Origin of the sequence: Actinomadura violacea (assembly GCF_017573465.1) — a bacterium.
In the GTDB taxonomy this organism is placed as follows: domain Bacteria; phylum Actinomycetota; class Actinomycetes; order Streptosporangiales; family Streptosporangiaceae; genus Spirillospora; species Spirillospora violacea.
In genome coordinates this window covers 53,276-66,110 of the sequence record NZ_JAGEPF010000027.1, presented here as the reverse complement: position 1 = coordinate 66,110, position 12,835 = coordinate 53,276, and the positions used below count along the sequence as shown (strand labels likewise).

11 protein-coding genes are annotated in these 12,835 nt (G+C 72.9%); 8 read left to right on the top strand and 3 right to left on the bottom strand.

Translation table 11 applies throughout. The annotated features are described in order from the left end of the window. The first annotated feature begins 45 nt into the window (after positions 1-45). The 4 genes from J4709_RS37995 to J4709_RS37980 all read left to right on the top strand — a co-directional run bounded on the left by J4709_RS37995 (position 46) and on the right by J4709_RS37980 (position 5,355). Positions 46-681, top strand: a complete 636-nt coding sequence (locus tag J4709_RS37995) for an MBL fold metallo-hydrolase (protein WP_208248553.1) — start codon at positions 46-48, stop codon at positions 679-681. 65 nt (positions 682-746) lie between these two features. After that, positions 747-4,136: a DUF4132 domain-containing protein gene (locus J4709_RS37990; protein WP_208248550.1), complete on the top strand. Its 3,390-nt coding sequence runs from the start codon at positions 747-749 to the stop codon at positions 4,134-4,136. A 51-nt stretch (positions 4,137-4,187) separates the two neighbouring features. Then, positions 4,188-4,790 carry a superoxide dismutase gene (locus J4709_RS37985; protein ID WP_208248547.1) on the top strand — a complete coding sequence of 201 codons (603 nt, stop codon included), beginning with the start codon at positions 4,188-4,190 and terminating at the stop codon, positions 4,788-4,790. 151 nt (positions 4,791-4,941) lie between these two features. Then, a complete protein-coding gene (locus tag J4709_RS37980) occupies positions 4,942-5,355 on the top strand; it encodes an acyl-CoA thioesterase (RefSeq protein WP_232384686.1) in 414 nt (137 codons plus the stop codon). A gap of 7 nt (positions 5,356-5,362) precedes the next feature. Here the strand turns inward: J4709_RS37980 and J4709_RS37975 are convergent, their stop codons facing one another. Both J4709_RS37975 and J4709_RS37970 read right to left on the bottom strand, forming a co-directional pair. Continuing rightward, on the bottom strand, positions 5,363-6,781 hold the full coding sequence (locus tag J4709_RS37975) for an amino acid permease (protein WP_232384673.1): 1,419 nt from the start codon (positions 6,779-6,781) through the stop codon (positions 5,363-5,365). 34 nt (positions 6,782-6,815) lie between these two features. Next, on the bottom strand, positions 6,816-7,256 hold the full coding sequence (locus tag J4709_RS37970; protein ID WP_307801904.1) for a winged helix-turn-helix transcriptional regulator: 441 nt from the start codon (positions 7,254-7,256) through the stop codon (positions 6,816-6,818). An 83-nt stretch (positions 7,257-7,339) separates the two neighbouring features. On the opposite strand from J4709_RS37970, the gene J4709_RS37965 reads away from it, so the two are divergent. Continuing rightward, on the top strand, positions 7,340-8,053 hold the full coding sequence (locus J4709_RS37965) for an SDR family oxidoreductase (RefSeq protein WP_208248523.1): 714 nt from the start codon (positions 7,340-7,342) through the stop codon (positions 8,051-8,053). A gap of 3 nt (positions 8,054-8,056) precedes the next feature. On the opposite strand, the gene J4709_RS37960 is transcribed toward J4709_RS37965, so the two are convergent. Then, positions 8,057-8,788 (bottom strand): PaaX domain-containing protein, C- domain protein, encoded by a 732-nt coding sequence (locus J4709_RS37960; protein ID WP_208248520.1) that lies wholly within the window; start codon positions 8,786-8,788, stop codon positions 8,057-8,059. 111 nt (positions 8,789-8,899) lie between these two features. On the opposite strand from J4709_RS37960, the gene J4709_RS37955 reads away from it, so the two are divergent. From J4709_RS37955 to J4709_RS37945, 3 genes are all read left to right on the top strand, one after another. Continuing rightward, positions 8,900-10,666, top strand: a complete 1,767-nt coding sequence (locus J4709_RS37955) for an acyl-CoA dehydrogenase family protein (RefSeq protein WP_208248517.1) — start codon at positions 8,900-8,902, stop codon at positions 10,664-10,666. Position 10,667: 1 nt separating this feature from the next. Then, positions 10,668-11,450 carry a crotonase/enoyl-CoA hydratase family protein gene (locus J4709_RS37950; RefSeq protein ID WP_208248513.1) on the top strand — a complete coding sequence of 261 codons (783 nt, stop codon included), beginning with the start codon at positions 10,668-10,670 and terminating at the stop codon, positions 11,448-11,450. A 136-nt stretch (positions 11,451-11,586) separates the two neighbouring features. Continuing rightward, a complete protein-coding gene (locus J4709_RS37945; protein ID WP_208248511.1) occupies positions 11,587-12,834 on the top strand; it encodes a cytochrome P450 in 1,248 nt (415 codons plus the stop codon). Position 12,835 lies beyond the last annotated feature (1 nt).

Here is a 12,835-nt window from a genome sequence, read left to right as displayed (position 1 = left end):
TAAAGCTGTAGATTTCGCTGAACGGACCGGAAGGAAGGCCGCCCGATGCAGCTCACCAAGCACGCCCACGCCTGCGTCGTCCTCGAGAAGGAGGGCACGACGATCGTCCTCGACCCGGGGAAGTTCACCCCGGACGCGGAGGCCGCCGTCGCCGCCGCGGACGCCGTCCTGATCACCCACGAGCACTTCGACCACTTCGACGACGCGCTCCTCGGCGCCGCCCTCGACAAGCGTCCCGACCTGCACGTCTACGGCCCCGCGTCGGTGCGGGAGAAGCTGGGCGAGCACGGCGGGCGGGTGCGGGCCGTCGCGTCCGGCGACGCGCTCACTGTCGGCGAGTTCGCCGTGACCGTGCACGGCGAGCGGCACGCGGTGATCCACCCCGACATCCCGATCGTCGCCAACACCGGCTACCTGATCGACGGCCGCCTGTACCACCCGGGCGACGCCTACCACGTGCCGGACGTCCCGGTGGAGGCGCTGCTGCTGCCCACCAGCGGGCCGTGGACGAAGGTCGGCGAGGCCGTCGACTTCGTCCGGAACGTCCGGCCCAGCAGGCTGCTGCAGATCCACGAGCTGATGCTCAGCGAGCTCGGCCAGAACTCCGTCGCCGCGATGCTGAACAACCTGACCGGCCTGGAGATGGCGCTCCCGGCGGCGGGGGAGAGCGTCGAGGTGTAAGCCGTCGCTCCGGAGAGATCCGAAAGGCCGGAACCTGTCGGTCTCCTTCGTTAGCGTCTCTCCGCATGATCGATTCGAGTCCCCCGCCTCGCGACGAGGACGTCCTGGAGATCCCCCGGACGTGGAAGCGGCACCTGCACCCGAGGCACGGCGGGCACCCCGGCCCGAAGACGAAGGTCGCCGGGGTGAGCGAGGGGGACGTCCTCGCCTCCTACGCGGACGACATCGAGGTGGCGCTGAGCCACGAGAAGGCCGATCCGGCGCTCGCGGCGGCGGCGCGCGGGCATCTGTCCGGGGACGCCGATCCGCTGGGCGCGGCGGTGCTCGCGACCATCCTGGGCCCGGAGATCCACTCGGGCGGAGCGGCCGTCATGTTCGCGGACGTGTGGATCACGACGCACGGCCTGCCGTTCGCGCTCCGCGCCTTCGTCGAGCGGCTCGACGTCGAGTCCGGCAGTCCGTACGGGGCGTGGAAGGGCGGTGTGGTCAGGCCGGCCGCGCCCCGCTTCGACGGGTACCGGCTGGACGCCACCGCGAAGCGGCTCCGGGCGGTGCTGGCGGCGGCGGGCGGCGCCGGGTACCGGGAGGCCGTCGCGGTGCTCGGCGAGCTCCGGACCACGCCGCTGCGCCGGATGGTCTGCGCGTACCTCGTCCCGACCGAGCGGGACTGGGTCGCCGAGTGCTGCGCCGCGCCCGCGAACACGCTGCCGCGGGAGCTGCTGCTGCGGTCCCTGGGGTCGCCCGAGCATCTGGAGCTGCTCGGCGCCGGCGCGCGGATCTCGGTCGCGGACTGCTACGACATCGAGAACCTCCTGACCCTGGCGGAGGGCGTCGGCCCCGCGATCGCGCCGTTCCTGGCCGAGGCGTTCGACGAGCACCATGACAGCGCCCCGCGCCGCAAGGGGCTGCTGGAGGCGCTGAAGCGCCTGCCGAGCGATGAGGCGTTCCGGCTCATGCTGGAGCGCTGCGGCAACACCCACATGCGGGCCGCGCTGCACGAGACGATGGAGCTCTTCCCGGTCCGCGCGGTCCGGGTCCTGGCGGCGGCCGCGGCCGCCGGGGACGCGACGGCCGAGGAACTGCTGGCCGGCCACCTGAGGGGCGACGCCGCGCGCGCTCTGACGGACCTCCCCGCGGAGTCCCGTGCCGTGGTGGACAAGCTGACCGCTGCCGGCGGCCGGGTCCCCGAGGCATCGGCGGACGAGCTGCCGCGGGTCCTGGTCGACCCGCCCTGGGCCCGCACGGGGCCGAAGACCAAGCCGGTCGTGCTCAAGGGCCTGACCGCCCCGGCCGGGCAGGACGTCGTCTGGGCGCCCGGCGAGCGCGACGCCTGGCTGCGCACGGAGATCGCCGACCCGTCCGGCGGCGGCGTCACCATCCGGGCCGTCCGGCCGACGGCCGCGCCCGACCCGGCCTGGGAGAAGCGGATCGCGAACATCCGCGCGGGCGTGGCGCTCGAACCGGTCGAGCAGGAGCCGTACTGGCAGGCCGCGATGCTGGCGAAGGGCCCCGAGGAGCTGGTCCGCCCGGCGTTGCGGGACTGGCGGCCCGACTGGGGCGGGCGGGGGCTCGGCACGCGCAACGCGTGGAGCCCGGACCACTGGCTCAGGCCGATCACCGCCCGGTTCGGCCTCGACGCGCTGCCGGTCGTGCTGAGCTTCGCGCGCGCCAGGCCCGCGCGCGGTGCGGAACTGCTGCTGCCGTTCCTGGACGGCGAGGTCGCCGAGGCGATGGCGGGCTGGCTGCTGCGCGTCGCCGGGGCCCGCGAGCCCGCGTCCGCCTGGTTCGCCCGGCACGGCCGGGCGGCGCTGCCGTACCTGCTGCCGATGGCGCTCGGCAGGACCGGACGGGCCCGGACGGCCGCCGAGTACGCGCTGCACGCCATCGCGGGCGACAAGGGCGAGGAGGCGGTGCTCGCCGCCGCGCGCCCGCACGGGGAGCGGGCCGTCGCGCTCGTGGAGGCGCTGCTGTCCGGCGACGCGGACGACCTGCTGCCCCGCAAGAAGGCACCGGACGTGCGTGTCGATGCGGCCGCCCTCCCGCAGGTGCTGCTGCGGGACGGCGGGCGTGCGCTGCCCGTGCCGGCCGTCCGGCACCTGCTCGTCCTGCTGGCGCTGTCGGCGTCGGGGGAGGCGGAGCCGGGCCTCGCGGACGTGCGGGCGGCGTGCGACGCGCGTTCCCTGGCCGGATTCGGCTGGGCGCTGTTCCGGCATTGGCGGGACCACGGTGCGGAGCCGGGCGACGCGTGGCAGTTCGACGCCCTGGGGTGGCTCGGGGACGACGAGTGCGTGCGCGAGCTGGTCCCGCTGATCCGCGCGTGGCCGGGAGAGGGCGGCCACCACCACGCGGTGCGCGGCCTCGACGTGCTCGCCCGGATCGGCACCGATCTCGCGCTGCGCGAGATCCACGCCATCTCCCAGAAGGGCCGGTACAAGGGCCTGAAGCAGCGTGCCCTGGAGGAGGTCGAGGCCATCGCGGAGGCGCGCGGCCTCACCGCGGAGCAGCTCGGCGACCGGCTGGTGCCCGACTTCGGCCTGGACGCCGCGGGCACGCTCGTCCTCGACTACGGGCCGCGCCGGTTCACCGCCGGGTTCGACGAGACGCTCCGCCCGCACGTCGTCGACGGGACCGGGAGGCGGCGCGCGGACCTGCCGAAGCCGGGGGTACGCGACGACCCCGCGCTGGCGCCCGCCGCCCACCGGCGCTTCGCCGAGCTGAAGAAGGACGTCCGCGCGGTCGCGGGCCTCCAGCTCCGCCGCCTGGAGCTGGCGATGACGCTGGGGCGCCGGTGGACGCCGGAGGAGTTCCGCGAGTTCTTCGTCCTGCATCCGCTGGTCTGGCACCTCGCCCGGCGCCTCGTCTGGCTCGCCGAGGACGGCGGCACGGCGGCCGCGTTCCGGCTCGCCGAAGACCGCACCTTCGCGGACGTCGAAGACGGGGCCGTCGAGCTGCCGGCCGGCGCCGCGGTCGGGATCGCGCATCCGCTGCACCTCGGGGACGCGCTGGACGGCTGGGCGCAGCTCTTCGCCGACTACGAGGTCCTCCAGCCGTTCGCGCAGCTCGGACGGGCCGTGCACGCGCTCACGGAGGAGGAGCGCGCGGGCGGGAGGCTGGCGCGGTTCGAGGGCGTGACCGTCCCGTTCGGGAACGTGCTCCGGCTGGAGCGGCGCGGCTGGCACCGCGGGCCGGTCAACTCCGACGGCGGGATCGACTGCATGGTCCGCCCGGTCGCGGACCGGCGGTACGTCGTCGTCACGCTGGAGACGGGCCTTTACGCCGGCGACGTGAGCGCGTCGGAGGACCAGGCGTTCGAGGCGGTCTGGATCGGCGCCGAGCCGGCTCCCGAGCACTTCTCCCATCTCGCCCTCGAAGGCGGGCCGTACCGCTTCGGCGAGCTGGATCCGGTGACGGCGTCCGAGGTGATCGCGGACCTGGAGGAGGCGATCGCGACATGAGCACTTGTTGCATGCTGGACGTAACTGCGACTCGTTTGCAATAGTGGCGTCATGGCTGACTACACGCTGCCCGACCTGCCGTACGACTACGCCGCGCTGGAGCCGGCGATCACCGGGGAGATCCTCGAACTGCACCACTCCAAGCACCACGCGGCCTACGTCAAGGGCGCCAACGACACGCTGGAGAAGCTCGCCGAAGCGCGGGACAAGGAGCAGTTCGGCGGGCTGGTCGGCCTGGAGAAGACGTTCGCGTTCAACCTGTCCGGGCACGTCCTGCACTCGATCTTCTGGGAGAACCTGTCGCCGGACGGCGGGGACCGCCCGGACGGCGAGCTGGCCGCCGCGATCAACGAGCACTTCGGGACGTTCGAGGCGTTCCAGAAGCAGCTGACGGCCGCGACGTCCGCCGTGCAGGGCTCCGGCTGGGGCGTGCTCGCGTGGGAGCCGCTCGGCAGGCGCCTCGTCGTCGAGCAGGTGTACGACCACCACGGGAACGTGGGTATGAACACCACACCGCTACTGGTGTTCGACGCCTGGGAGCACGCGTACTACCTGCAGTACCGCAATGTGCGGCCGGACTACGTCGAGAAGCTCTGGTCGCTGGTCGACTGGACGGACGTGAAGACCCGCTTCGACAACGCCCGCGCCGCGTAGGCGCACCGCGCCGCTCAGGTGCACCGCGCCGTTCAGGCGCGCCGAGGACCACGGCGTCCTCCGGGCCGGGATCGTGCTCAGAACCCTTTCCTTGCGGCCCGGAGGGCGCCGTGCCCCCTGTTACCAGCGGGTACATAGACTGGCGCGCGTGATGAGCGACTACCCGCACCAGGTCAGCGTGCCGACGCGCTGGAAGGACAACGACGTCTACGGCCACGTCAACAACGCCGTCCACTACTCGCTGATGGACACCGCGATCAACGAGTGGATGATCTCCAAGGCGGGGTTCGCGCCGCTGGACGCGCCGTCGATCGCGCTGTGCGTGGAGTCGCACTGCCAGTACAAGGCCGAGGTGTCGTTCCCGGACACGATCCGGCTGGGGCTGCGGATCGGGAAGCTCGGCAACTCCAGCGTCCGCTGGGAGATCGGCATGTACCGGGCGTCCGACGACGCGCTCATCGCCGAGGGCCACTTCGTCCACGTGTTCGTGGACCGGGAGACCCGCCGCCCGGTGCCGATCGCCGAGCCGATGCGCACCGAGATGTCCAAGCTCGCCGTGGCCTGACCGCGCGTCACCGCCGGTTCAGCAGGGAATGGCGCCGGCTGTAGGCGAAGTAGATGGCGCAGCCGATCAGGAACCACACCGCGAACCGCACCCAGGTCTGCCATTCCAGGAACGTGATGAGCCAGATCGAGAACAGGATCCCGACCGCCGGGACCACCGGCATTCCCGGCGTCCGGAATTCGCGCGGCAGGTCGGGGCGCCGGTAGCGCAGCACGATCACCGCGACGCACACCACGATGAACGCCAGCAGGATCCCGATGTTGGTGAGCTCCGCCGCCTCCGCGATCGGCAGGAACCCCGCGATCACCGCGGACGCGGCGCCGAGGATCCAGGTGATCCGCGTCGGGACGTGCCGGGTCGGGTGCGTCCTGGCGAACCAGCCGGGCAGCAGCCCGTCCCGGCTCATCGAGAACCACACCCGCGTCGCGCCCATCATGAACGTGAACAGCACGGTCAGCACGCCCAGGATCGCGCCGACCGCGATGATGATCCCGACGGTGTTCAGCCCGACCGACTTGAACGCCGAGGAGAACGCGGCGTTCGGGTTGATGTCCCGGTAGTCGACCATTCCGGTGAGCACCAGGCACGCCGCGACGTACAGCACCATCGAGATCGCCAGCGAATAGAGGATCGCCTTCGGCATGTGCTTGCGCGCCTCCTGCGACTCCTCCGCCGCGGTCGACATCGCGTCGTATCCGAAGACGGCGAAGAAGACCGTCGCGGCCCCGGTGAACGCGCCGGTGAGGCCGAACGGGAAGAACGGCGAGTAGTTCCCGCTCCGGATCTTGAAGACGCCCACCACGATCACCAGCAGGACGATCCCGACCTTCAGGTACACCAGGGCCGTCTCGAACCGCGCCGCGTTCTTCATCCCGAGGTTCAGCACCCACGCGATGAGCAGGCACAGCAGCACCGCGAACAGGTTGATCTTGTAGCTGCCGTCCGCGACGCCCTTCGGCTCGGTGCCCGGCGCACCGCTCATCCACAGCGGCAGATGGACGTGCATGAACCCGAGCAGGTCGTCGAAATAGCCGGATATCCCGATCGCGACCACCGCCACGATCGCGGTGTACTCCAGCAGCAGGTCCCACCCGATCGCCCATCCGGTGAACTCGCCGAGCACCGCGTACCCGTAGGTGTACGCCGACCCCGCCTTCGGGATCAGGCCCGCGAACTCGGCGTAGGAGAACGCCGCCGCCGCGCTCGCGATCCCCGCCACCAGGAACGAGATCAGCACCGCCGGGCCGGCCTTCTCGTTCGCGACCGCGCCGGCCAGCGAGAAGATCCCCGCACCGATGATGCCGCCGACCCCGATCGCGGTCAGCTGCCACAGCCCGAGCGTCCGGGTGAGGCCCGCGCCGCCCGACTCGTCCTCGATCTGCTCGATGGGTTTGCGCCGGACCATCCCGTCCAGGACCGAAGGCATGCAGCCACCTCCCAGGCACCGTTGCCACCGGAGATCATGTGCCCGCCCGCCCGCCTCGCGAACCCGATCGCGCCCCGTCCGTAATGACCGATCGATTCGCCGGCTCTGCCGCAGCCGCACCGTCCCTTGCGGCGTCGTAGGCCCGCTGCGCGGCGATGATCGCGGGGGCGTGGTCGCGGATCCAGCCGGTCAGGGCGCTGAGGGACGCGGTGACGCCGCGGCCCAGCGGGGTGAGGCCGTAGGTGACCGACGGCGGGACGGTCGGCTCCACCGTGCGCAGCACCAGCCCGTCGCGGACGAGGGTGCGCAGCGTCTGCGACAGCATCTTCTCGCTGACGCCCTCGATGCGGTCGCGCAGCTCGTAGAAGCGCAGGTCGGAGGAGTTCAGCGCGGTCAGGACGAGGACGCCCCAGCGGCGCGTCACATGGTCGAGGACGACCCGGGCCGGGCAGTCCTGCCGGAAGACGTCGTCCACCAGGGCACCTACCTTTACTGGGGGCGGCTTACTTTCAGGTACGTACTTACGAAAGGTTAGCCCCTCCTCCTAGCGTGGCCGGCATGGAACCAGTCGCACTCGTGACCGGCGGGGGCCGCGGCATCGGCGCCGCCACCGCCAGGGAGCTCGCCCGCCGCGGATACCGCGTGGTCGTCAACTACCACCGCGACAGGGCGTCCGCCGAGGCCGTCGCCCTGGAGACGGGCGGGACGGCGGTGCGGGCGGACGTCCGCGACCCCGCCGAGGTGGCGGCGCTCGCCGCGGCGTGCGGGCCGGTCACCGCCCTGGTGTGCAACGCGAACGTCGAGCCGGCGTTCGGGCCGGTGCGGACGCTGCCGTGGGAGACGTTCATCGGGAAGGTGGAGGGCGAGCTCGCCGCCGCGTACCACGTGACCCAGGCCGTCCTGCCGGGCATGCCGGCGCACGGGCGGATCGTCTACGTGTCGAGCCTCAGCGCCGATCTCACGCGGCCGATGACCGGCGCGCACACGACGGCGAAGGCCGCGCTCGAGGCGTTCGCGCGGCATGTGGCCGCGGAGGCGAGCCCGGTCGCGGTCAACGTGGTCGCGCCGGCCGCGGTGCGGACGGAGGGGTCGGCGGCCGCGCGGACGCCGGAGATGGAGGAGGCGCTGGCCGGGCGGTCCGTGCTGGGCCGGATGGTCGAACCGGAGGACGTGGCGGCGGTGATCGCCGCGGTGGCCGACGGGTCGCTGCCCGCGCTGGCGGGCGCCCGCATCCCGGTGGACGCGGGGTTCCGGGTGCTCGCGGCGCCGTGAACGTCAGGGGCGGAGTTCGCTGGTGAGGAGGCGGGCGAAGTCGGTCTCGAAGCGCTCGTAGCCGGTGCGGAGGGCGAGGCCGGGCCATCCGGGCGGCAGGAGGACGGGCGGCAGGATCGGGTCGTGGAGGAGGTGGCGGAGGGTCGCGGCGGCGAGGGTGAAGCGTTCGGCGATGGTGCCGGCCTCGTCGAGGGACGTGCGGAGCGCTTCGGCGGTGGCGGCCCAGCCGTCGAGGTCCCAGAGGGCGCGGGCGAGGGCGGCGGGGTCCTGCTCGGGACGGCCTTCGAGGAAGGTGCACTGGCGGACGACGGTCTCGGAGCGGGGCCGGTCGAGGTTGGCGGGCCGCAGCCAGGTGCCCTCGCGCAGCTCGGCGAGCCGCAGCGCGGACATGGCCTGGCGGAGCGCGGCGCGGTCGGCGGCGGGGCGGCGCTCGGCGGTGATGACGGCGATCTCCCAGCCGCCGTCCCAGTCCCGGGTGCGGGGGCGGCGCGACTCGTCCTGGCGGGCCTGGCGCTGCAGGAGCCGGTCGGTGAGGGCGTACTCGCCGTCGTCCTGGACGAGGTCGCCGGAGGTGACCATGCGGGACAGCGCGACGCGGACCGTGCCCTCGGCGATGCCGAACAGGTCGCCGACGCGGACGAGGTGGCGCGCGGCGAGGCGCGGCGGGTGGACGCCCAGCAGGGTGCTCAGCACGACGGAGCGCGCGGTGAGGGGGCGCAGGTGGGGCGTGTCCATGGCTGTCCCGGACTCTAGCCGGTGCGGGCGGGCGGGGCGGGCCGTCCGGGTGCGGTCACCGGTGAGATTACAGTCTTCCATCACGTGACAAAGAAGCGTAATGTCCGGTGCATGGCCTCTTACCTGATCGAGCCGGTCGACCGGCTCCCGTTCGGCGGCGCGGACAAGGCCCGCCGGTACGCGACGGAGCGCTACCAGGGGGCGGCGGGCCTCAACTGGTACGACTGCGACCCGACGCTGCGGTTCCTGATGCGCCGCCACCTCGGGGACGGGTTCGGCTGGGCCGAGCCGCGGCTGCGCGAGCTGGGCGCGCTCATGGGCGGCCCGGTGAACGCGTGGGCGGAGGAGACCGACCGGAACCCGCCGCGGCTGGAGAAGTACGACCGGTGGGGCCGCGACGTCAGCGAGGTCGTGATGCCGGGGTCGTTCGAGGCGTCCCGGCGGGAGCTGGTCGCGACGTCGTTCACCCGGCCCGAGTTCGTCGCGGAGGCGAAGGCGAACGGCGTCGACCCGGCGCCGCTCGGTGTCGCCTGGAGCTACCTGCTCGACCAGGCCGACATCGGCATGGCGTGCGCGCTCGGGACGGGCGGCGACATGGTCGTCGGCCTCACCGAGCTGTTCGCGCCCGAGGAGGTGAAGGAGCGCGTCCGGGAGCTGTTCGCGGCGGGCGCGTTCTCCGGCGAGGCCGCGCAGATGCTCACCGAGCGGTCGGGCGGCTCCGACCTCGGCGCGCTGGAGTCGACGGCGACGCGGGACGGCGACGCGTGGCGGCTCAACGGGTTCAAGTGGTTCGCCTCGAACGCGAACGGGTCGGCGTTCGTCGTCCTCGCCAAGCCGGAGGGCGCGGTGGACGGCGTCCGCGGCATCGCGCCGTTCCTGGTGCTGCGCGAGCGGCGGGACGGGACGCGCAACGGCGTGCGGATCCGCCGGCTGAAGGACAAGCTCGGCACCCGGTCGGTGGCGTCCGCGGAGATCGAGTTCACCGACGCGGAGGCGTTCCTGCTGGCCCCGGCGTCGAGCGCGGGCGAGGGCGGGGACGGCAAGGGCCTCGCGCGGATGATGGAGCTGACGAACGGCGCGCGGCTCGGCATCTCGATGATGGGGCTCGGCTGCGCGCGCCGGTCGCTGGTGGAGTCGCTCTGCTACACGCGGGCCCGCGAGGCGTTCGGCGCGTCGCTGTACGAGCAGCCGCTGATGCGCCGCAAGCTCGCCGAGATGGTCGTGGAGACGGAGGCCGTCCAGGCCCTGGTGTTCGACGGGTACCTCGGGAGGCCGCGCCTGCGGGTCGGCGCGGCGCTGATCAAGCTGCGCGCCGCGCGCCTCGGCGTGACGGCCGCGAGCGACGCGATCGAGATCCACGGCGGCAACGGCTACATCGAGCAGTGGCCGGTCGCCCGCATCCTGCGGGACGCGCAGGTCAACCCGATCTGGGAGGGCGGCGACAACATCCTCTGCCTGGACGTCCGCCGCGCCATCGAACGCAACGACGCGCACGAGCCGTTCCTCGACCGGCTCACCGAGGCCGTCGCGAACGCGCCCGGCGGCGACGACGCGACCGCCGACCTCGTGACCGCCCGGATCGGGCACGTCCGCGAGGCGATCGGGAAGTGGCGCGGCCTCGACCAGGCCACCGCCGAGGCGCGCCTGTACCCGCTCGCCCAGTACATGGCCGACGTGTACGCGGCGGCGCTGCTGCTGGAGCAGGCCGGCTGGGAGCGCGCCGACTCGGGCGCCGACCGCAAGGCGCTCGTCGCGCGCCTCTATGCTCGCAGGCACCTCGCCGACGCGGGCCCGCTGCGGTCGATCGACGCGCCGGCCGAGGACCTCGACCGCTTCAAGGACCTGGCGGACGGCGCGTTCGTCCACGTTGGGGAGTGACATGCCGGTAGGGAGCGAGCGCCGCGGGCCGGTGACGACCGTGGTCATGTCCCGTCCGGAGGCGCGCAACGCCGTGGACGGGACGACCGCGGCCGAGCTCGCGGCGGCGTTCCGCGCCTTCGACGCCGACCCGGACGCGAGCGTCGCCGTCCTGTGGGGCGAGGGCGGGACGTTCTGCGCGGGCGCCGACCTGAAGTCCATCGGCACCGAGCGGAGCCCGCGCGCGGACGCCCCGCCCGCCGACGGCCCGCTCGGCTGCACCCGGATGCGGCTGTCGAAGCCGGTGATCGCGGCGGTGGCCGGGTACGCGGTCGCGGGCGGGCTGGAGCTGGCGCTCTGGTGCGACCTGCGGGTCGTGGAGGAGGACGCGACGTTCGGCGTGTACTGCCGCCGCTGGGGTGTCCCGCTGGTGGACGGCGGGACGTTCCGGCTGCCGCGCCTCATCGGGACGAGCCGCGCCATGGACCTCATCCTCACGGGCCGTCCGGTCGGCGCGCGGGAGGCGTTCGACATCGGCCTCGCGAACCGGCTCGTCCCGCCGGGGACGTCCCGCGAGGCCGCGGAGGAGCTGGCCGCCGACCTGGCCCGCTTCCCGCAGACCTGCCTGCGCAACGACCGCATGTCCGTCCTGGACGCCGAGGGCCTTCCGGAGGACGAGGCGCTCGCCGTCGAGTACCGCCACGGCCTCGGCTCCCTCAACGACGCCCTCAACGGCGCCGGGAAGTTCACCGAAGGCCACGGTCGTCATGGCACCTTGCCGCCCCAGGGGGACGACCCCCTGTAACCCCCGTCACGACCGGCAAGCCGTTTTCCGCTCCGCTGGCGCTCCGCGCAAAACGGCTTGCCGGTCGGACCTGGGATAACGGCCGCCTGTAACTCGGTGCTTACCTTGGCGGGTGAGGGGCTCTAAGCTCGGCTCCATGACCCTGAGCGTGGACGAGGCGGGCCGGGCGCTCGCGGATCCCAAGGCGTACGCGGACGAGGCGCGGCTGCACGAGGCGCTCGCGCTGCTGCGGCGGGAGGCGCCGGTGCAGTGGGTGGAGGCGCCGGACTACAACCCCTTCTGGGCGGTCACGAAGCACGCCGACGTGATGGAGATCGAGCGGAACCACGAGATCTTCCTGAACGGGCCGCGGCCGCTGCTCGCCACCGCCGAGTTCGACGAGCTGAACCGGCAGCGCGCGGAGCAGGGCATCGCGCTGCGCACGCTGATCCACATGGACGACCCCGACCACCGGGTCATCCGGGCGATCGGCGCGGACTGGTTCCGGCCGCGCGCGATGCGGGCGCTCGAACCGCGGGTGAAGGAGCTGGCGAAGCGGTACGTGGACCGGATGGTGGAGTTCGGCGGCGAGTGCGACTTCGCGCGGCAGGTCGCGGTGCACTTCCCGCTGTACGTCATCCTGTCGCTGCTCGGCCTGCCCGAGAGCGATTTCGACCGGATGCTGAAGCTGACGCAGGAGCTGTTCGGCGGCGACGACGACGAGTTGCAGCGCGGCCAGTCGAACGAGGAGAAGCTGCAGGTCCTGCTGGACTTCTTCGCCTACTTCCAGGAGCTGACGGAGGAGCGCCGCAAGCACCCGACCGACGACCTGGCGTCCGCGATCGCGAACGCGCGGATCGACGGGGAGCCGCTGAACGACTTCGACACCGCCTCGTACTACGTCATCATCGCCACGGCCGGGCACGACACGACGAGCGCGACGATCGCGGGCGGGCTTCAGGCCCTCATCGAGCATCCCGACCAGCGCGAACGGCTCACCGGCAACCTGGACCTGATGCCGCTCGCGGTGGACGAGATGATCCGCTGGGTGACGCCGGTGAAGGAGTTCATGCGGACCGCGACCCGCGACTACGACCTGCGCGGCGTGACGATCCGGGAGGGCGACGCGGTGCTGCTGTCCTACCCGTCGGCGAACCGGGACGAGGAGGTGTTCGACGACCCGTTCGCCTTCGACGTGGGCCGCGACCCGAACAAGCATCTGGCGTTCGGGTTCGGCGTGCACTACTGCCTGGGCGCGGCGCTGGCCCGCATGGAGGTCCGCGCGTTCTTCGAGGAGCTGCTGCCGCGGCTCGGCTCGGTCGAGCTGGCGGGCCCGGCGGAGACCATCGCGACCACGTTCGTCGGCGGCCTGAAGCGGCTGCCCGTCCGCTACTCGCTGGCCTGAG